General features: G+C 29.5%; 21 protein-coding genes. 16 read left to right on the top strand and 5 right to left on the bottom strand.

Annotated elements, in window-relative coordinates:
* The first annotated feature begins 19 nt into the window (after positions 1-19).
* Together pta and ABVS04_RS04515 are read left to right on the top strand one after the other, a co-directional pair.
* A complete protein-coding gene (gene pta / locus ABVS04_RS04520; RefSeq protein ID WP_368029487.1) occupies positions 20-1,015 on the top strand; it encodes a phosphate acetyltransferase in 996 nt (331 codons plus the stop codon).
* 25 nt (positions 1,016-1,040) lie between these two features.
* Entirely contained in the window at positions 1,041-2,243 is a 1,203-nt protein-coding gene (locus tag ABVS04_RS04515; RefSeq protein WP_368029486.1) for an acetate/propionate family kinase, read from the top strand.
* A gap of 74 nt (positions 2,244-2,317) precedes the next feature.
* On the opposite strand, the gene sppA is transcribed toward ABVS04_RS04515, so the two are convergent.
* From sppA to aroQ, 3 genes are read right to left on the bottom strand one after another with little or no spacing between them, the layout of a single operon-like run.
* Positions 2,318-3,202 (bottom strand): signal peptide peptidase SppA, encoded by an 885-nt coding sequence (gene sppA, locus ABVS04_RS04510; protein ID WP_368029485.1) that lies wholly within the window; start codon positions 3,200-3,202, stop codon positions 2,318-2,320.
* Entirely contained in the window at positions 3,195-4,418 is a 1,224-nt protein-coding gene (locus ABVS04_RS04505; protein ID WP_368029484.1) for a metal-dependent hydrolase, read from the bottom strand. The genes sppA and ABVS04_RS04505 overlap by 8 nt, the downstream gene beginning before the upstream one ends.
* 12 nt (positions 4,419-4,430) lie before the next feature.
* Positions 4,431-4,901: a type II 3-dehydroquinate dehydratase gene (gene aroQ / locus ABVS04_RS04500; RefSeq protein ID WP_368029483.1), complete on the bottom strand. Its 471-nt coding sequence runs from the start codon at positions 4,899-4,901 to the stop codon at positions 4,431-4,433.
* A 76-nt stretch (positions 4,902-4,977) separates the two neighbouring features.
* Here aroQ and ABVS04_RS04495 point away from each other — a divergent pair, with 76 nt between their 5' ends.
* From ABVS04_RS04495 to mnmA (ABVS04_RS04480), 4 genes are all read left to right on the top strand, one after another.
* Entirely contained in the window at positions 4,978-6,003 is a 1,026-nt protein-coding gene (locus ABVS04_RS04495) for a M24 family metallopeptidase (RefSeq protein WP_368029482.1), read from the top strand.
* Positions 6,004-6,074: 71 nt separating this feature from the next.
* Complete coding sequence (gene folK / locus ABVS04_RS04490) at positions 6,075-6,557, top strand: 2-amino-4-hydroxy-6-hydroxymethyldihydropteridine diphosphokinase (protein WP_368029481.1); 483 nt, start codon at positions 6,075-6,077, stop codon at positions 6,555-6,557.
* Between the two features lie 48 nt (positions 6,558-6,605).
* Complete coding sequence (gene mnmA / locus ABVS04_RS04485) at positions 6,606-7,706, top strand: tRNA 2-thiouridine(34) synthase MnmA (protein WP_368029480.1); 1,101 nt, start codon at positions 6,606-6,608, stop codon at positions 7,704-7,706.
* A 12-nt stretch (positions 7,707-7,718) separates the two neighbouring features.
* On the top strand, positions 7,719-8,753 hold the full coding sequence (gene mnmA / locus ABVS04_RS04480) for a tRNA 2-thiouridine(34) synthase MnmA (RefSeq protein WP_368029479.1): 1,035 nt from the start codon (positions 7,719-7,721) through the stop codon (positions 8,751-8,753).
* 55 nt (positions 8,754-8,808) lie between these two features.
* Here mnmA (ABVS04_RS04480) and ABVS04_RS04475 read toward each other — a convergent pair whose 3' ends face one another.
* Positions 8,809-9,921, bottom strand: a complete 1,113-nt coding sequence (locus tag ABVS04_RS04475; protein WP_368029478.1) for an Opr family porin — start codon at positions 9,919-9,921, stop codon at positions 8,809-8,811.
* 210 nt (positions 9,922-10,131) lie between these two features.
* Positions 10,132-11,232: an Opr family porin gene (locus ABVS04_RS04470; protein ID WP_368029477.1), complete on the bottom strand. Its 1,101-nt coding sequence runs from the start codon at positions 11,230-11,232 to the stop codon at positions 10,132-10,134.
* Between the two features lie 274 nt (positions 11,233-11,506).
* Between ABVS04_RS04470 and ABVS04_RS04465 the strand changes: the two genes are divergently transcribed.
* The 10 genes from ABVS04_RS04465 to ABVS04_RS04420 all read left to right on the top strand — a co-directional run.
* Positions 11,507-12,439: a ribose-phosphate pyrophosphokinase gene (locus tag ABVS04_RS04465; RefSeq protein WP_368029476.1), complete on the top strand. Its 933-nt coding sequence runs from the start codon at positions 11,507-11,509 to the stop codon at positions 12,437-12,439.
* Positions 12,440-12,497: 58 nt separating this feature from the next.
* A complete protein-coding gene (locus ABVS04_RS04460; protein ID WP_368029475.1) occupies positions 12,498-13,517 on the top strand; it encodes an OmpA family protein in 1,020 nt (339 codons plus the stop codon).
* A gap of 131 nt (positions 13,518-13,648) precedes the next feature.
* Entirely contained in the window at positions 13,649-14,701 is a 1,053-nt protein-coding gene (locus ABVS04_RS04455) for an OmpA family protein (protein WP_368029474.1), read from the top strand.
* A gap of 140 nt (positions 14,702-14,841) precedes the next feature.
* Positions 14,842-16,629 carry a translation elongation factor 4 gene (gene lepA / locus ABVS04_RS04450; RefSeq protein WP_368029473.1) on the top strand — a complete coding sequence of 596 codons (1,788 nt, stop codon included), beginning with the start codon at positions 14,842-14,844 and terminating at the stop codon, positions 16,627-16,629.
* A gap of 537 nt (positions 16,630-17,166) precedes the next feature.
* Positions 17,167-17,739: a ComF family protein gene (locus tag ABVS04_RS04445; protein WP_368029472.1), complete on the top strand. Its 573-nt coding sequence runs from the start codon at positions 17,167-17,169 to the stop codon at positions 17,737-17,739.
* 57 nt (positions 17,740-17,796) lie between these two features.
* Positions 17,797-18,405: an imidazole glycerol phosphate synthase subunit HisH gene (gene hisH, locus ABVS04_RS04440; RefSeq protein WP_368029471.1), complete on the top strand. Its 609-nt coding sequence runs from the start codon at positions 17,797-17,799 to the stop codon at positions 18,403-18,405.
* A 13-nt stretch (positions 18,406-18,418) separates the two neighbouring features.
* A complete protein-coding gene (locus ABVS04_RS04435; RefSeq protein ID WP_368029470.1) occupies positions 18,419-19,267 on the top strand; it encodes a TIGR01777 family oxidoreductase in 849 nt (282 codons plus the stop codon).
* 24 nt (positions 19,268-19,291) lie between these two features.
* On the top strand, positions 19,292-19,999 hold the full coding sequence (gene hisA / locus ABVS04_RS04430; RefSeq protein ID WP_368029469.1) for a 1-(5-phosphoribosyl)-5-[(5-phosphoribosylamino)methylideneamino]imidazole-4-carboxamide isomerase: 708 nt from the start codon (positions 19,292-19,294) through the stop codon (positions 19,997-19,999).
* Positions 19,999-20,169 (top strand): protein YpmT, encoded by a 171-nt coding sequence (ypmT, locus tag ABVS04_RS04425; RefSeq protein WP_368029468.1) that lies wholly within the window; start codon positions 19,999-20,001, stop codon positions 20,167-20,169. The genes hisA and ypmT overlap by 1 nt, the downstream gene beginning before the upstream one ends.
* Positions 20,153-21,373 (top strand): MFS transporter (locus tag ABVS04_RS04420; protein WP_368029467.1); only part of this gene is annotated, 1,221 nt, incomplete at its 3' end. The genes ypmT and ABVS04_RS04420, both read left to right, overlap by 17 nt.

Here is a 21,373-nt window from a genome sequence, read left to right as displayed (position 1 = left end):
GTAGAAAGGATAACTTAACATGGGTTTAATTGAAAATATCAAAGTAAAAGCCAAATTACAACTAAGAACGATTGTTCTTCCAGAGCCAGAAGATGAAAGAGTTTTAAAAGCTACACAACAAGTGTTAGAAGAAAAAACTGCAAAAGTTGTTTTAATTGGTAATGTTGAAACTATTAAAGCAGATGCTGCTAAGTGTGGTGCAAATATTGAGGGTGCAACAATAATTGATCCAAAAAGTTTTGATAATATAGATAAATACATTGATGAGTTAGTAGAACTTAGAAAAACTAAAAATCTTTCAAGAGAAGAAGCCACTGAAATTATGACAACTGAGCCTAGATTTTTTGGTTGTATGATGGTAAGACTTGGAGATGCTGATGGTTTAGTTGCAGGTTCTAACTCACCAACAGCTGATGTTTTAAAAGCTGCTATTCAAGTTATTAAAACAGCTCCTGGAATTAACACTGTTTCTTCAACATTTATAATGGAAACAGCAGATGGTAAATTTGGAGATAATGGATTAATATTATTTGCAGATTGTGCTGTAATTCCTGAGCCAAATGCTGAGCAATTAGCTGATATTGCATGTGCAACAGCTGCAACTGCTGCAAGTGTTGTTGGGCTGGACCCAAGAGTTGCTATGTTATCTTTTTCTACAAAAGGAAGTGCTAAACACCCATTAGTTGATAAAGTTCAATATGCTTGTGAAATATTAGATGAAAGAAATGTTGATTTCTCATTTGACGGAGAATTACAAGCAGATGCAGCAATAGTAGAAGCTATTGGAGCAAAAAAAGCACCAGGTTCTAAAGTAGCAGGTAAGGCAAATATTTTAGTATTCCCTGATTTACAATCTGGAAATATTGGATACAAACTAGTTCAAAGATTCGCTGGTGCTGAAGCTCATGGACCAATCGTTCAAGGTTTAAACCAACCTGTTAATGATTTATCAAGAGGTTGTTCAGTAGAAGATATCGCAAACTTAGTTGCAATTACTGCAACTCAAATCAAATAATTAAATTCAAAAAAGGAAGTAATATATGTTAGTATTTATTTTAAACGCAGGAAGCTCATCTTTAAAGTATCAATTAATGAATCCAGTTTCAAAAGAAGTTTTAGCAACTGGACTTTGTGAAAGAATTGGAATAGATGGTGTTTTAAAACATGAATTTGCAGAAGGTAGAAAATTAACTTTAGATGTTTCAATGCCAAGTCATAAAGAAGCTATTGAATTAGTATTAAAAACATTAGTTGATGGAGAAGGGAAAGTTATCAATTCAATTGATGATATTGATGCTATTGGGCACAGAGCTGTACATGGTGGAGAAGAATTTGCATCTTCTGTTATGGTAACTCCTAAAGTTATTGAAACTATGAAAAAATTAATTCCTTTAGCACCTCTACATAACCCTGCAAATATTATGGGAATGGAAATATGTCAAGATTTAATGCCAGGCAAACCAAATGTAGCTGTATTTGATACTGCATTCCACCAAACTATGCCTGATTATGCTTATATGTATGCATTACCATATGATCAATATACTAAACATGGTATTAGAAAATATGGTTTTCATGGAACTTCACACTTCTTTGTATCAAATGAAGCTAAGGGAATGTTAGATAAAAAACATAATACTAGAATTATTGTTTGTCACCTAGGAAATGGTTCTTCTGTATCTGCTGTATTAAATGGTAGATGTATTGATACATCTATGGGACTTACTCCTGTTCAAGGTTTAATGATGGGAACTAGAGCTGGTGATGTTGGTGCTGGTGCAATTTCATACATGATGAGTCAAGAAAAATTAACAATTGATCAAACTCTTGATATTATGAATAAAAAATCTGGTATCTTAGGAATTTCTGGAAAATCATCTGATTTAAGAGAAGTTTTACAAGGTATGCAAGATGGTGATGATAGATGTAGATTAGCTGTTGAAATGGTAGCTTACAATATCAAGAAATATGTTGGAGCTTATGTTGCGGCACTTGATGGTGTTGATGCATTATGTTTCACAGGTGGAATTGGTGAAAATTCAGCTTTAATTAGAGAAATAGTTTGTGCTGGTCTTGATGGTATGGGATTAAACATAGATCCAACAAAAAACAACAAAAGAAGCTCTAAAGCTAGAGATATTGCAACAAATAGTTCAACAGCTAGAATCTTTGTTATTCCTACAAATGAAGAATATGTTATCGCTAATGATACTTATAAAATCGTTTCAGGACTTGAGAAGTAATTTTATAAAATTACTTCAAATAAAAAAGGGAGAAGATAAAATCTTCTCCCTTTTTTTATATATAGTATTTAATTTTAATAAGCTTTTAATCCAGAAATAAAATTCATACTAACATTTGAAATTGTTTCACTGACTAATCTATCCATAAATTTATCAAATTTATCCTCTTTTTTCCAAATAGGATTTTCAACTTTTGATAAAATAGCTAATTCATTTTGTGCAAATGAAATTGTTGCAACCTCATCTACTAAACCAACCTCTTTTGCTTGTTTTGATGTAAATATTTTTGCATCAGCAAATTGTGTATGATTTTTAACATCAAGATTTCTAGCATCTGCAACATCAGCAATAAACATATTATAAGTATCATCAATTACACTTTGAAGTTGTTTCTCTTCATAATCAAACCACTTTCTTGTAGGTGTTCCTGACTCTTTAAATTTCCCAGCTTTTACAGTTTGTGTTGAAACCCCAATTTTTTCCATTAACTCTTCAGCATTAACACCTTGCATAATAACACCAATAGATCCTACCATACTTCCAGGGTTTGCAATAATTTTATTTGCCCAAATAGAAGCATAATAACTCCCACTAGCAATTACTCCACTTGCATAAACAACAACTGGCTTAATTTCTTTTAACTCTTTTATTGCATATGCTAATTCAACAGAAGGAGCTACAGCTCCTCCAGGAGAATTTACAACTAGCATAATACCTTTTATATTTTTATCTACTTTTGCTTTTTCTATATCTTCTAAAGTCTTACTTACATCTAATATTGGTCCGCTTAACTCAATTTTTTGTAAATTTGCAAAACTATTTGTATCTGTTAAACCCTCATTTGAATCAGCAAAAATAAAATACATAATAGTTAAAAAAACTATCGTTTTAAAATACTTCGTTATAAAATCTAAAATTGCTATTACAGGTGAAAATAGTATTTTAAAAAAATTAAACAAACTCTCCTCCTATTATTATTTTATCTACAAATTTAGTATGCAAGATAATTTGCATGGCTAAATCTTCTTTATCTTCTATTTCATCAGGTAAATTAAAAGTTATCATATCAGCATCAAAGTCTTTAGATAATGAACCTTTATTTAATCCCATTGCCCTACTTCCATTTATTGTTGCTGCTCTTAATAATAAGGTTGCAAATTCCAACACATTTTTATCATAATGTGACATTAATACATTTCTTAACTCATCAAACATTGATAAAGAATTATTTGAACTAAGACCATCTGTTCCTATAGTAAAAGGAATATCTTTCAGTTTTCCTAAATCCAATTTTGTATTATTTAAAAGTCTATTTGATGTAACGCAGTGATTAACACTAGCACCCAAAGTTTTAATTTTCTCAAAATCAGTAGAACTAGCTTCAACGCAATGAGTAAATGAAAGGTTTTTAATATTTGAAAAAAGATTTAAAAACTCCATCGGTCTTGTAACTGATTGTTCTTGTCCTAAAAAATTCTTAAAAAATTCAACAAAAGAACCTTCGTCTTTATGAAGCCACTCAAACTCTTCCTTTGATTCTAAAAAATGTGATGTAACAGGAAGATTTTCTTCCCTTGCAAGTTTTAAAGTTTCTCTTACTAAAAAAGGATGTACTGAATATGGCGAATGAATTGCGATTGCAGGAATGAAATTTTTTGATTTATATTTTTTTGCAATACTTAATCTATCTTTAAAATCTGCAAATAATGTATCTATCATATCACCTTTTGTACCAATTATTTCACAAAAAAATACTTTATTTAAAGGAGATTTTACACAAGCATCCAAATCAAATGAATAAGATGAAATAGCACCTATTGTTGTAGTTCCAGTTTTTTTCATTTTATTAAGTTTTGATAGTATTAGTTTACTATTTGCTTTATTGATTAAATCTTCTCTATGCTTAATAACAGAGTTTAACCATGAATAAAAGTTCCCATACTTTAAAGTTGTAGTATTTCCAGAAAATTCTAAATGAACATGAGAGTTTATAAGACCTGGCATTAAAACTGAGTTTTTAGGAAGTTTTTCTATTTGAATATTTGGATATTTTTTTTCAATATTAGAAAGAGTATCTATATCTTGAATTTTATCATCAAAAGCAACAGCACCATTTTTAATGATACTGTTGTTTTCATCACAAGTTACAAGCCAATTTGCACTTATTATTTTCATAAAATAAGTTAATTACTCAGCTGTTTGTTGAGCGTTAGAAACAGCTTTAATTTCAGTAATAATTTGCATTAATGCAATTAATCCCATATGATAACCAAATGGTCCAAATCCAGAAATAACACCTGTGCTTGCACTTGCTGTTATTGATTTTTGTCTAAACTCTTCTCTTTTATAAATATTTGAAATATGTACTTCTACAACTGGCATAGCTACTGCGCTTAAAGCATCTTTAATAGCAATTGATGTGTGAGAATAAGCAGCTGGATTAATCATAATTCCATCAACTGTACCTAAACACTCTTGAATTCTATCAACAATTTCACCCTCTAAATTTGATTGAAAAAACTCTACTTCTACTCCATTTTGAGCAGCAGCTCCTTTTAATTGTTCATGAATTTGATCAAGACTCATAGGACCGTAAATGTGTTGTTCTCTTATTCCTAGCATATTTAAGTTTGGCCCTTGAATTACGGCAATTTTCATATTATATTCCTTTTATAAATTTTAGGTAAGATTATAATTAAATTTATGTTAAACAATACCAAATCGAAGGCTTTTAATGAAAAACTTTATACTTAGAGATGAAAATGCAATATATTACGAGTGCAAATTTTCTTGTGATAACGTAATATATTTAAATTTAGGTGATGAAAAATATTTTATTACAGATGCAAGGTATACAACTGAAGCAAAAGAGTACGCAAAAAAATGCGAAATAATAGAATCTTCAAATTTAATTGATACGGCAAAAGAAATTTTAAAAAAGAACAAAATAAAAAAACTAATATTTGATCCAAATGATTTTACATATGCAGCATACACAAATATAAGTGAAAATTTAAAAACACAATTTATTCCAAAAGCAAATTTTTCTAAACTTAAAAGAATTATCAAAAGTGATAAAGAGATAACTCTTTTAAAAAAAGCTGCAATTAAAGGGAGAGAAGGATTTAAAGAGTTAGCAAAATTTATTAGAAAAAATGGATTTAATCAAAGTGAAGAATTTTTATATTTTAAAGCTTTTGAAAAAATGACTCATACGGGAAAATTAGATATCTCTTTTGAACCAATTATTGCAATTAATGAAAATGCGGCAAAACCACATGCCCTTCCAACTTCAAAAAAATTAAAATTAAATGATTTATTACTTGTGGATGCTGGAGTTAAATATAAAAGATATTGTTCAGATAGAACTTGTACAAGTGCTGTTGATTTTGAAAAATTCTCTTTTAAAAGAGAACAAAAATTCAAAAATGAAAAACATCAAAAAATTTATGACATTGTTTTAAAAGCACAATTAAATGCTATTGAAAAAGCAAGAGTGGGAATGAAAGCATCTGATATTGATAAATTAACTAGAGATGTAATTGAAAAAGCTGGATTTGGTAAATATTTTATTCATAGCACAGGACATGGAGTTGGTCTTGATATTCATGAATTTCCAAATATAAATTCAAAATCAGATGTAATAATAGAGGATAATATGGTATTTACAATCGAGCCAGGAATTTATTTACCAAATGAATTTGGAGTTAGAATTGAAGATACAATTGTTATGCAAAATGGCAAAGCAGTAATATTATAAAATAAAAATATCAGGAAATAAAACTTGAGTAGAAAAATCAAGTTTTATTTTTTTGAAAAAATGAGAAAAATTTGAAAAAAAAATTAACGCAAGAATTAACACTTTTTTATACTCCTAATTTTCCAAAAAAATTCAATACTATTTCAAATAAAAAATACTCAGTAACTATTGGAATTGGGGGAAATATTGGAAATACAAAAAAATTATTTGATAAATTAATCTTATGTTTAAAAAAAGATGCAAGATTTACATTGATAATAACTTCACCCCTTTTACAAAATCCTCCCTTTGGATATTTAGAACAAAAAGATTTTTTAAATGGTATAATTAAGCTTAAAACTAATCTTTGCCCTAATGCTTTTTTAAAAGCAATGCAAAGATATGAAAATAAATTCGGAAGAAAGCGATCCTTTCAAGATGCGCCTAGAACCTTGGATATAGATATAATATTTTTTGATGATAAAAAAATAAATCGTGAAAATTTAATTATTCCACATAAAAATTGGGCAAGTAGAGAATCAGTTATTATTCCTTTAAAATATATAAATCAATAGATTATTGTAAATACAGTTCTTGAAAAAGAATTTTCTTAAAGGTAAAAAATGAATAAAAAAAGAGTTGTTGTAGGAATGTCTGGAGGTGTTGATTCATCTGTTACAGCACTTCTATTAAAACAACAAGGATATGATGTAGTAGGCTTATTTATGCGTAATTGGGAATATGGAATTAAAGGTAGTCAATGTCCTAATCGTATAGAATTTGAAGATGCAAAAAAAGTTGGTGAACTCATAGGCATTGAAGTAAAAGGTAAAGACTTTGTTGAAGAGTATAGAACAAAAGTTTTTGATGTATTTTTGGAAGGTCTAAAAAAAGGACTTACTCCAAATCCAGATATTTTATGTAATCGTGAGATTAAATTTAATGTATTTTTAAATGAAGCAAAAAAAATGGGTGCTGATATAATAGCAACTGGACATTATGCTAAAATTGCAAAATACAAAGAGCACTATGTACTCGATACTCCCAAAGATTTTTCAAAAGATCAAAGTTATTTTTTACATGCACTATCTAGTGAACAACTCTCTCATGCTATGTTTCCTCTTGCAGATTTAACTAAAAAAGAAGTTAGAGAAATAGCTAAAAAACACAATCTTCCAGTAAGTGATAAAAAGGATAGTACAGGAATTTGTTTTATAGGTAATCAAAGATTTGATGAATTTATCACTCAACATCTAAAAGCTATCCCAGGTGATATGATAGATGAAAATGGGAAAGTTATAGGAAAACACAAAGGTCTTATTTGTTATACATTAGGACAGAGAAAAGGTATTGGTCTTGGGGGAATTAAAGAGACCGAATGTGATAATAATATTCATAAACCTTGGTATACAGCAAAAAAAGATATTGAGAATAATACATTAACAGTTGTTCAAGATACTAATCATCCATTGCTTATGAGCCAAAATGTTGAAGCTAGTCATATGCATTGGGTATTAGATGAACCTGCTAAAGTTGGTGATAAATTAATGGCACAAGTAAGATATAGACAACAAAAGCAAGCTTGCACAGTAACAGAAGCTAGTGGTGATAAAGTCCTAGTTAAATTTGACAATCCACAAAGAGCCGTAACTTTAGGTCAAAGTCTTGTTTTATATGATGGTGATTATTGTCTAGGTGGAGGATTCATAAGTGATTATTCTTAAAAGGATGCAATCATGAAAAAAAAAGTAATGGTTGGTATGAGTGGAGGAATTGATTCATCAGTTACTGCTTATATGTTACAAAAAGAAGGATATGAAGTTGAGGGTGTTTATCTAAAACTTCATAATAGAACAGATGGTTATCATGAAAAGAATTTAGGTCATATAGAAGATGTAGCTAATTTTTTAAATATAAAATACCATGTTTTAGATTTAGCAGATAAATTTACAGCAGAAATTTATAACTACTTTGTTGAATCCTACTTAGAAGGTACCACTCCCAATCCATGTGTAAAATGCAATAAACAAATAAAATTTGGAGCTATGTTAAAATTTGCCCAAGAACATGGTGCAAATTATTTAGCAACTGGTCACTATGCAAAAACAGATGGTAAATTTTTCTATGAAGCTGATGATAAAACAAAAGATCAAAGTTATTTCTTATCTCAAGTAGACAAAGATGCTCTTGCTTATATGATGTTCCCTTTAAGTACCTATAAAAAAGAAGATATTATAAAGTTTGCAGCCCAGTTAAATTCTGTATATAGAAGAATTACAGAAAAAAATGAGTCTCAAGAGATTTGTTTTGTTGAAACTGTTTATACAGATGTTGTAAAAAAGCATGCAAATATTGATATGCCTGGACGTGTTTTAGATGAAAATGGAAATATAGTAGGAGAGCATAAAGGTTATGCACATTATACAATAGGAAAAAGAAGAGGCTTTACAGTTCATGGAGCTCATTTACCACATTTTGTTACAAAACTAAATGCAAAAGATAACACTATTGTTGTTGGAAAAAAAGAGGCATTAGAAGTAAATGAAGTTATTGCAAAAGATTTAAATATGTTTATAGATGATACTACATTTGAATGTACTGTAAAACTAAGATATAGATCAACTTCAACACCTTGTAGTGTAAAAATAGAAAATAATAAGACATATATTACTTTAAAACAACCTGCTTTTGGAGTTGCTACTGGACAATTAGCTGTATTTTATGATGGTCAAAAAGTAATTGGAAGTGCTTGGATAGAAACAACTAAATAAATTTTTTAATATTTAGTTTAATAATTTAGGAGTAAAACTCCTAAATTAATTTTTATTAGAATGTATACTCTACAGTTACAGAACCATAGTTATTATCATCAGCATTAGCCTCAGCATCAATATTAGCATATAATAATGAAGTACTTAAAGATTTTGTTATAGCATAACTTGCAGTTAAGTTTAACTCTTTTTCTTTATCATCAAGTGAAGAATATGTAGTTTGACCATATACTAACCCTAAATCAATATCAGCAATAGAATAACCTAAAGTCCCATAAATAGATTTTGCATCTGCTGAGAAAACATAATTACCTGCATCAAAAGGAGATAAGCTATCACCAAATTTACTTATTGAAGCTAATCCTGCATCTTTATCAGTTTTTATATACCCAACTGCAGCAGAGACACCTGCTATTTTTCCATTTAATTCAACATGACCAACTGATCCATCTTGACCAACATCTTCACTAGAAGCTGCATAATGAGCAACTGCACCAAACATATCAGCTGTAAATGTTGTTTTTAAACCATAAAAGTTTGCTAAATCAGGTGCAGAATAGAAGTAAGGATTAAATTCAATACCTTTTAATCCAGAATATTTAACATCTGCTACATAAGCACCATTACTTCCATTGATATCATAAAAATCAGTAATTTCATCTTTTGCAGCAACACCTTTTTTATCAGAAAAAGCTAAAACAATTGTGGTATCAGGAATTGCAGTAATAGTTGCAAGTGCAGCTTCTTGATAATCACCCATCCATTCTAAGCTAACAGCTTGTCTACCTATAGTTAATGAACCAATGTTCTCTAAAGTATAAGTTAAATTTGCTTCTGATACGATCGCATTCTTTTCAAAACTGCTATTTGCATCATCTTCTTCAAACACATGAGTACCAAAAAAACCAACTTTTCCACTTAATCCCTTAAATGAACCTGTTTCATAAGATAATCCAATATTTCCAGTACTTAAAGTATCTGCATTTTCATTTACAGCAGAATAGCCAATTACAGAACCTGCAACTTTTCCATCTTTAAATGCAGCATCAATTGTATCTACACCAAATGCCATTGACGAACTTACAATTAATCCACTAGCAATTAAACTTAATGCATTACCTTTTAATCCTAAATTCATACCTAATTTTTTTGACTTTTTAACATTCATCTCTCTCTCCTTAGTTTTAGTTAATTTGGGCATATGCTAATAAATTTAACATTTGCTCAATTGTCAAAAGGATGATAACAGTATGAAACTTAAATATAACTTAGGTTCATTAAGTAAAAAGATTAATTTATTTTTGTTGATATTGAGAGTAAAAAAAATTTTATTATTTGAGATTTTTAATTTAGGAGTTAAACTCCTAAATTAATTATATTAGAATGTGTATTCTACGTTCGCTAATACTTTATTATAATCATCAGATGATGAATTAGCATTAATATCAGCATATAAAACAGAAGCAGCTAAAGATTCAGTGAATGAGTATCCAACTGTTAAGTTTAACTCTTTTTCTTTATCATCAGCATATTCAGTTTGACCATATAATGCACCTAATTCAATACCAGCAAGTGTGTATCCTAAAGAACCATATACAGTACTAGCATCAGCATCATATACATAATTTCCATCTTCAAATGGAGAAATATTATCACCAAGTTCAGCAATAGAAGCTACTCCAGCATCTTTATCAGTTTTAATATATCCAAGAGCTGCTGTAAAATCTGAAACTGTTGTGTTTAACTCTACATGTCCAATTGAACCATCTTCTGCACCTACTGCATCTTCATTTGAAGCTGCATAATGTGCAACTGCACCAAACATATCAGCAGTAAAAGTAGCTTTTAAACCATACCAATTAGCTAAATCAGGAGCTGAATATGCATAAGGATTAAATTCAATACCTTCTAAACCTGCATATTTAACATCAAGAACATAAGCACCTTTATTTCCATTAACTTTTTCAAATTTTTCAGAAGTTTCATCAACACCAGCAACAGCTATTTTTTGTGTGTATCCTAATACTACTGTAGTATCTGGTATAGCAGTAACAGCTACAACTGCTGCTTCATGAAAATCACCCATCCACTCTAAATCAATTGCTTGTCTACCAATCATTGCAGTTACTACATTATTTGAATATTGTGCATAAGCTTCAGTCATTAATGCTTTTGAAGCAATATCATCAGCATCACCATTATTTTCTTCACCAAATTCATGAACTCCAATAAATCCAGCTTTTGCACTAAATCCATTTACTGCAGCCGTTTCAAAAGCTAAAGAAATAGCTCCAGAAGTAAATCCTGAATCATCTCCAGTTTTATTATCTTGAGTTACTCCATAAGCACTTAATGAACCTGAAACTTTACCATCTTTAAATGCAGAATCAATAGTATCTGCACCAAATGCAAAAGAAGAAGTTAATAATAATCCGCAAGCTACTAAGCTAACTTTTTTACCTTTTAAAAGGTTTTTCATTTTTTTTCCTTGTAATATAAAAATTATTTGAATAAATAAATTTCGCACTAGATATTTATTCAACTAGAAGAACACCCAAATTATAACAATTATAAAAATAAGAATAAAGAACTATTCTGTATATATTATATACAGAATTATTATTTTTTCATTGCTAATATTTATGAGAATCATTATTATTTTATAAAATATTAACTTAATTATCTATTAACTTAATATTCATTAAGTACACTTTAGATAAAATGCACACAATAATCAAACCCAAGGAATTTTTATGTCAACATTTAAGCTTTTTAGTGGTTCAGCTAATCCTGAATTTGCAACAAAAGTAGCCGAATATTTAGGTATGAGAGTATCAGGTGCTACACTTAATAAATTTAGCGATGGAGAAATCTCTGTTCAAATAACAGAAAGTGTAAGAGGATTAGATGTATTTATTATCCAACCAACATGCGCTCCAACAAACGATAATTTGATGGAACTATTAATAATGGTAGACGCACTAAAAAGATCAAGTGCAAAATCTATCTCAGCTGTTATTCCATATTATGGATATGCAAGACAAGATAGAAAAGCAGCTCCTAGAGTTCCTATTACTGCAAAATTAGTTGCTGATATTTTAGAAACAGCTGGCATTTCAAGAGTTGTTACAGTTGATCTACACGCAGCACAAATCCAAGGGTTTTTTAATATTCCTGCTGATAATTTATTTGGTTCAATTTTATTTGCTAATTATATAAAATCAAAAAATTTAAAAAATCCTATTATTGCAAGTCCAGATATTGGAGGAGTAGCACGTGCTAGATCTTATGCAGATAAATTAGGATATGATTTAGTTATTGTAGATAAAAAAAGAGAAAAAGCTAATATGTCAGAAGTAATGAATATAATTGGTGAAGTAAAAGGTAAAGATGTAATTTTAGTTGACGATATGATAGATACAGCAGGAACTATTGTGAAAGCGGCTGAAGTTTTAAAGAAAAAAGGTGCAAACTCTGTAATGGCATGTTGTACACATGGAGTATTAAGTGGACCTGCTTATGAAAGAATAGAAAAAGGTGAATTAGACGAGCTTGTAATCTCAGACACAATTCCTACACAAAAAAGTGCTAAAAAGATAACTATTTTAACAGCATCAACTATGATTGGTGAAGCAATTAGAAGAATTCATAATAATGAATCAGTGAACTCAATCTTCATAGCTTAATGTTAAAATAAAAAAACTGTGGTATAATTCCAGTAATTATTAAAATAAAGGAACAAACATGAAAAAAATATTATTGTCAACAATAGCTTGTGCAACTATGATGTTAGCTGCAAATAGTGATTATAAATACGAAATTACACCAATGATTGGTGGAGCTTTAACTGAAGGTAACTCAGGTTTAGATAGAAACTATATGAACGGTGGATTAGCTTTAGGTTTTAATCTTCAAGATTCAATGATTGATCAAGTAGAATTAGGTTTCTTAAGATCAACTGAAGATGTTGATTTTACAGGTGGAGCAAGAGATACTGGTATTTCTAGAGTTTTCACTAACTTAGTAAAAGAATATGACTTAAATTCAGCTATTTCTTTATATGCATTAGCAGGGGTTGGTGTTGAAGTTTTTGATGACGAAGCTAATGGTAATGAAGATAGTCCATTTGGAAATTATGGTGCTGGAATTAAATACAAAATTGCTGACCAATTTGCTTTAAAAGCAGATGTTAGACATTTAATTGAAACTGACCACGGTGATAGTACATTATTATATAACTTAGGTTTTGCTATTCCATTTGGTGAAGTTTCTAAACCAGCTCCTGTAGTTGTTGAGCCAGTTGTTGCTCCAAAACCAAAGCCAAAGCCAGCTCCAAAAGATTCTGATAAAGATGGTGTTATTGATGAACTAGACCAATGTCCAAACACAATGGCTGGTGCAAAAGTTGACTCTGTTGGATGTATGACTTTAGTAAATTTAGATATTAATTTTGATACTAACTCTGCAGTTATTAAAAATACTTATAATCCAAAAATTGCTGAATTTGCAAGTATGTTAAGAGAAAACCCAAAATTAAGTGCTACAATTGAAGCACATACAGATTCTGATGGTTCAAACGCATACAACCAAAAATTATCTGAAAAAAGAGCTGCTTCTACAGTTGAAGCTCTTAAAGCATTAAAAGTAGATCCTGCTAAAATTAAATCTGTTGGTTATGGAGAAACTAAACCAGTTGCTTCTAATGCTACAGCAGAAGGTAAAGCAGAAAACAGAAGAGTTAATGCTGTATTAAACAGAAAATAATTCTTTAAATTTTGTTTCAAAAAGGGTCGAGATTTTTATCTTGGCCCTTTTTTTATTTATTACTTCAATTTTTCAACTCAAATAAAAAAAAATAAGTTATAATGTTTTAAATTATTAGAAAAGGAAAAATAATGAAAAAGATTTTACTTACATCGCTGCTATGTTCAGTATCACTTTTCTCAGCAAGTAATCCTAGTAATCTTTATAGTTACGAAGTTACACCTTTTGCATCTGGAATATTAACAGATAGTAATGCTGGATTAGATGATAATCACTATCTTAATGCAGGAATTGCATTAGGTAAAAATCTTGATGACTCTTTTATAGATCAAATTGAAATTGCATATATGAGAAGTGATAGCCTTGAATATGAAGGTACAAATGGTAATACAAATATAAATAGAGCATTTTTAAATGCTGTAAAAAAATTTGCATTAACTGAAAAATTATCAGCATATGGACTATTGGGAGCAGGATATCAAGATGTTTCTCAAGAAATAGGAGACAATGAAGACTCTGCTCTTATTAATTATGGACTTGGATTAAGATATGATATTCCTTATTATGGTATAGCATTAAAAGGTGATGTTAGACATTTACTTGCATTTAAAAATACTCAAAATAGCTTGATGTATACATTTGGATTAGCATTACCACTTGGTAAAAAATATTCTGAATCTATAACTGCTACTGTTCCTGTTGTAAATGATCCAATAGTAGAAGAAGCTCCAGTAGAAAAATCAATAAAACCTCAACCAATGGATGATGATAAAGATGGTGTATTAAATCAATTTGACAAATGTCCAAATACTTCAGCAGGCGTAAAAGTAAATAAAGATGGATGTTTTGAAACTGTTAATTTAAATATTAATTTTGATAATAATTCAGTTCAAATAAAAGATCAATATATGAAAAACTTGCAATCTTTTGCAAAAATATTAAAAGAAAACAAATCTTTAACTGCTGTAATAGAAGCTCATACTGATGCTAAAGGAAGTGATTCTTATAATCAAAACTTATCTGATAGAAGAGCTGTAGCAGTTGTTAATGAATTAAAAAAATTAGATATTGAATCAATGAGATTAACATCTAGAGGATATGGAGAATCTCAACCTATTGCTTCTAATGATAATGAAGAAGGAAGAGCTCTTAATAGAAGAGTTACTGCTTTAATAAATAGATAATATAAAAAAGATTTAGGATAAATCCTAAATCTTTTTTTCTGCATAAGAACACTTTTAATAGATTTAACTAAAAACTTACTAAAATTTAGATATACTCGCGATATAACAAGTTTAAGAATAAAAAAATAATAGGAAAAACCTTGCAAAAAAATATTAGAAATTTTAGTATTATTGCCCATATTGACCATGGAAAATCTACGCTAGCAGATAGAATCATTCAAGAATGTGGAGCTGTTGCAGATAGAGATTTAACTGCACAAATGATGGATACAATGGATATCGAAAAAGAGCGAGGAATTACCATTAAAGCTCAAAGTGTGAGATTAAACTATGTAAAAGATGGCCAAGATTATATTTTAAATTTAATTGATACTCCAGGACACGTTGATTTTTCTTATGAAGTAAGCCGTTCATTAGCATCATCTGATGGTGCATTATTAATTATTGATGCAACTCAAGGTGTTGAAGCTCAAACTATTGCTAATGTTTACATTGCAATGGAAAATGATTTAGAAATTCTTCCTGTTGTAAATAAAATCGACCTTCCAAGCGCTGATCCAGACAGAGTTTTAGAAGAAGTTGAAGAAGCAATTGGAATTGATTGTACAGAAAGTAATCTAATTAGTGCTAAAACTGGTGTTGGTGTAAAAGATTTAATAGACGCAATTGTAGATAGAGTTCCACCTCCAGTCGGAGATACAGAAGCTCCAACAAAAGCTTTAATTTACGATTCATGGTTTGATAACTATTTAGGAGCTTTAGCGCTTGTTAGAGTTTATGATGGAAGTATAAAAAAAGGCCAAATGCTTAGAATGATGAATACAAAAGAAGAGCATCAAGTTCTTAGTCTAATGTATCCACATCCAAGAAAACCAACAAAAACAAATGCAATAGAAACAGGTGAAATCGGGATTGTAGTTTTAGGGCTTAAAACTACAAATAGTATTGCAGTTGGTGATACTATGACTGATGCAAAAAAACCAACACCTCAAGCTATTGATGGATTTGAACCTGCAAAACCATTTGTATTTGCAGGAATTTATCCAATTGAAACAGATAAATTTGAAGATTTAAGAGATGCTTTGAATAAACTTCAATTAAATGACTCTTCAATTTCATTTGAACCTGAAAGTTCAGCAGCTCTTGGAAGTGGATTTAGAACAGGATTCTTAGGTATGCTTCATATGGAAGTTATTAAAGAAAGATTAGAAAGAGAATTTGATTTAGATTTGATTGCAACTGCACCTACAGTTATCTATGAAGTGCTTAAATCAGATGGAACGAAAATTAGTATTCAAAATCCAAGTGAATTACCAGCACCAAACTATATAGATACCATTTTTGAGCCATATGTAAAAGCAACGATATTAGTACCTGATGAATTTTTAGGAAATGTAATAAAACTTTTAAATGATAAAAGAGCTGTACAAAATAAAATGGATTATATAGGTAAAAGAGTTTTACTTGACTATGATATTCCAATGAATGAAATTGTAATGGATTTTTATGATAAATTAAAATCAACAACAAAAGGTTATGCGTCTTTTGACTATGAACCAATTGGATTTAGACCAGGAGTTTTACAAAAACTTGATATAAAAGTTGCAGGGGAAGTTGTAGATGCGCTTTCAATTATCGTTCCAGAAAATAAAGCCCTTACAAAAGGTAGAGAATTTATAAAAGCCTTAAAAGAACTAATTCCAAGACAATTATTTGAAGTAGCAATTCAAGCAAGTATTGGAAACAATGTAATAGCAAGAGAAACAGTAAAATCAACAGGTAAAAACGTAACAGCAAAATGTTATGGTGGAGATATTACAAGAAAAAGAAAACTACTTGAAAAACAAAAAGCTGGTAAGAAAAGAATGAAAGCAATTGGAAAGGTAAATGTACCACAAGAAGCATTCATGGCCGTGTTGAAGATTTAATCTTCAGCACATCTTCTGCGTTGTCACTTCAATTTTAAATGCTCATGTACTTGTAGTACACTCCGCTTTAAAATCAAAGTTCCGCCTTGAATCTGCACTAAATCTTAAATCTCAACAATGCTGTTAAAAGTTTTCTAAAAAATTATAGATTAATTCATAATCTAAAAATATTACTTTGCATTCAATAAAACCATCTTTTTTCCTTTTTAATAGTCTATGGTTTCCATCAATTATTAAACATTCATCAATGACCTTCTAAATAATTCCAATCATTATATCAAAATCTGAACTTTACTCTTAAAATGTGAGCATTTTCAAAATAGCGTTAAAAAAAATCTATCTAAATTCGTAAAAAAATTTGAACTGTCTGAAGACTGAGGTACGAAGTCGAGTTTTCAAATTTTAGAATTTAGATATGTTTTTTAGCTATTTTGAATCCCTGCAAACGCTTTTCTTTTGCTTACTTTTCTTTACTAAAAAGAAAAGTATGAACTATCCTATTAAAGAAATAAATATAATTTATGATATTATTAAAATATGTTATGCATCACCTGTAAAAACTTATCACTACAAATAATCTGCAAAGATTGCCAAAGAAATCTACTATCACCCTCTTTCCATAAAAGAGAAATAGAAGAAGGATTTTTTAATTATTCATTTTATACCCTATCAGAATTAGAAGACCTAATATCCTCAAAATACTATTTTCATGGAGATAGAGTTTTTAATATTTTAGCAAAACTATCTTTTGCTAAATTTGCACAAAACTTTACTTTTACAAATCAAGTTATAGCTGTTCCAATAGATGATCATGTAAGACATGATTTTTCACATACTGCTATTTTAGCAAAACATTTAAAATCACAATTTATCACACCTAAATATAACACTTTAAAAGCCACTAATATAGTTAAATATGCGGGAAAAGACTTAGAATTTAGACAAAAAAATCCTCGACGTTTTAAATGTACAAATATATCTAATCAAATGACAATTCTATGTGATGATTTAATCACAACAGGTGCTACAATTAAAGAAGCCAAAAAGGCTCTTGAGAAAAAAAACAATCAGATTTTGTTTTCTTTAACCCTAGCTGATGCAAAACTTTAGTACAATTGCGAACTATAAGGTTTTCCATCTCTTAGGAAAACAAATTAAAGGAACATCGTGATTGGAATTATTGATTACAATATGGGAAATTTGGCAAGTGTTTATAATGCTTGTAAATTAATAGATGCAGATGCAACAATTGTTAAAAATCCCGAAGATTTAAAAAAATTCAATAGAGTGATATTACCAGGTGTTGGTGCATATAAAGATGCTATGGAACATCTAGTTCAAACAGGTATGAATGAAGCCGTTTATGAGTTTGCAAAAACTGGAAAGCCAATGATTGGTATCTGCCTTGGAATGCAATTATTATTCGAAAGTTCTCAAGAGTTTGGTCATTCAGATGGTTTAGGATTAATTGATGGTCATGTTATCAAGTTCGATAAATCAAAAATGCATGAAGACTTTAAAATTCCACATATGGGATGGAATACAATAAAAAATAAAGAAAATGCTTTATTTGAGGGATTAAAAGATCCTTATTTATATTTTGTGCATTCTTATCATGCAGTTACAAGTGAAAAAAATATCGTAGGAACAACAACTTATGGATATGATTTTGTAAGTGCAGTAAACAAAGATAATATTTATGGACTTCAACCACATCCTGAAAAATCTCATGATAATGGCCTTAGAATTTTAAAGAATTTTATAAATTTAAAATAATAAAGGATATCTTATGAAAACTATTGCAATAACTGGAGCTAGTGGTTTTGTAGGGACAAGTCTAAATAAATATTTTTCTAATTTGGGATATAAAGTATTTCCAATTGCAAGAGAAATTTTAAATAATCAAGAAAAATTAGATGAAATTATTAATTCAAGTGATGTCATTATAAATTTAGCTGGTGCAAACATAATAAATAGATGGACACCAGCATATAAAGAGTTATTATATACAAGTAGAATTGATACTACTAAAAAAATTGTAGATGCTTTAAATAAAATAGATGATAAAAATAAACTTTTAATCTCAACATCAGCAGTTGGCATATATGACAATAGAGAAACCTACGATGAAAAGGGAACTTATGCAAATGATTTTTTATCAAACCTTTGTCAGAATTGGGAAAAAGAAGCATTAAAAGCAAAATCTAAAAATATAAAAGTTTCAATTTTTAGATTTGGAATAGTTCTAGGAAAAGAGGGAGGAGCATTTTCAAAAATGATTACCCCATTTAGATTTGGACTTGGGGGAATAATTGGAAGTGGAAATCAAGCATTTTCATATATTCATATTGAAGATTTACTAAATGCTTATAAATATGTTATTGAAAATAATCTTCAAGATACTTTTAATTTAACAGCACCAAAACCAACTACAAATTTATTTTTTACAAGAGCTTTAGGAAAAGCATTAAGAAGACCAACTATCTTTCCTGTTCCAGAATTTGTACTTAAACTTATATTTAGTGAAGGTGCAAAAGTTCTAACTGATGGACAAGATGCAATACCTAAAAGACTTCAAGATTTAGGTTTTAAATTTAAATATAACAATATAGAAGAGACTTTAAAAAGTCTAGTTTGAATAATTAAAGGAGAGAAATAAACAATGGATATATTACCAGCAATTGATTTAAAAGATGGGAAAGCAGTACGACTTAGTAAAGGACTTATGGATAGCGCTAAAATCTATTCAGATGAGCCATGGCAAGTAGCAAAGAGATTTGAAGAGTTAGGGTCTAAATGGGTGCATATTGTTGATTTAAATGGAGCATTTGAAGGAAAACCTGCAAACCTGGAACAAATCAAAAAAATTAGAGAAAACTGTAATCTAAAAATTGAACTTGGTGGTGGAATCAGAGATGAAGAAACTATCAAAATGTATGTTGAATTAGGTGTTGATAGATTAATTCTTGGTTCAATTGCTGTTAAAAATCCACAATTTGTAAAAGATATGGCTGCAAAGTATCCAATAGCTGTTGGAATTGATGCTATGAATGGAATGGTTGCAGTAGAAGGTTGGGCAGAAGTTTCAACAATGAAAGCTACTGATTTAGCTCAAGAGTTTGCAAATGCAGGTGTTCAAGCTATTATTTGTACTGATATTTCAAAAGATGGAATGCTTTGTGGAGTAAATGTAGAGTTTACAGAATCTATTGCTCTTGCATCTGGAATTGATACAATTGCATCTGGTGGTGTAAAAGATATAAATGATATTATAAACTGTAAACTAAATGGAAACATTGCAGGGGTAATAGTTGGGAAAGCATTTTACGAAGGAACACTTGACTTAGAAGAAGGTTTTAAAGCTCTTTAATGTGTCTTATAATCTCAATGATATTTACAGCCTTAGCATATACTTTTTTTGAAGATGGTAATATGCAAGGTTTTTATATAAATATTTCTATCTCCCTATTCTTTATTTTATTAATGATAAGAAATATATTAAAAACTAAAAGTATTAAAAATAATGAAAGAAAAAATTAAACAAAAAACAGAATCAGCTTATGCAAAGTTAATGAATGAAGAAGATGCAAGAGTTTGTAAAGCAATAGATGAAAATGCTTGTAAAGTTGTTCCAGGAAACTTTTTTTTAACAATTATAAGTTACTTTTTTAATAAACTTGCAGACTCTGTTGCTAATACAAAAGTAATCATACCTTGGATTATGGAATCTCTTTCTGTTCCTTTATTTTTAATAAGTTTTTTAGTCCCTATTAGGGAGTCTGGCTCTTTATTACCACAGCTTTTAATTGCTGCTTATGTTAGAAAAATGCCAATTAGAAAATATATATGGAGTATTGGTGCATTTTTACAGGCTTTTTCAATGATAAGTATTGGAGCTGTTGCTTGGACAATGACTGGATTAAATGCAGGTATTGCGATAATTATTTTAATAATAATTTTTTCTTTAGCAAGAGGACTTAGTTCTGTTGCAGAAAAAGATGTGCTTGGCAAAACTATTCCAAAGACTCGACGTGGAACATTAAGTGGTTATTCAGGAAGCTTAGCTGGACTTTTAATTATTGGACTTGGGATTTATTTTCTATTAATTGGAGAAAAACCTTTTTCACCACAAAATTTTGGGGTAATACTTTTTGCAGCAGGTATTTTTTGGATAATTGCAGGCTTAGTTTATTCAAAAATTAAAGAATTTGAGGGAGAAACAGATGGTGGAGGGAATGCTATAATTGTTGCTCTTAAGAAAATTTCTCTTTTGAAAACAGATAAAGACTTTAGAAACTTTGTAATCTCTAGAGCGCTTTTTTTATGTTCTGTTTTATCTGCTCCATTTTTTGTAATTTTAGCTCAACAGCAATCAAATTCAAATAACTATTTACTTAGTCTTTTTATACTTGCAAGTGGTTTTGCTGATTTCTTTTCATCAATTATTTGGGGGAAACTATCAGATAAATCAAGTAAAAAAGCTATGATAATAGGAGCAATCATAACATCTGTTTTAGGATGTTTAGTATTTCTTTTAGATATATTTTATGAAAATATTTTTTCTACTATTTGGCTAATGCCTTTAATCTATTTTGCTTTAATTGTTGGCTATCAAGGTATTAGGATAGGTAGAAAGACTTATTTAATAGATTTGGCAGGAGGAAATAGAAGAACTGATTACGTAGCTGTTTCAAATAGTATTATAGGATTTATTTTACTTTTTACAGGCTTTATTGGAGTTTTA

This window comes from Arcobacter sp. s6, assembly GCF_040884245.1.
Lineage (GTDB): Bacteria > Campylobacterota > Campylobacteria > Campylobacterales > Arcobacteraceae > Aliarcobacter.
This window is presented reverse-complemented; position numbering and strand designations above follow the sequence as displayed.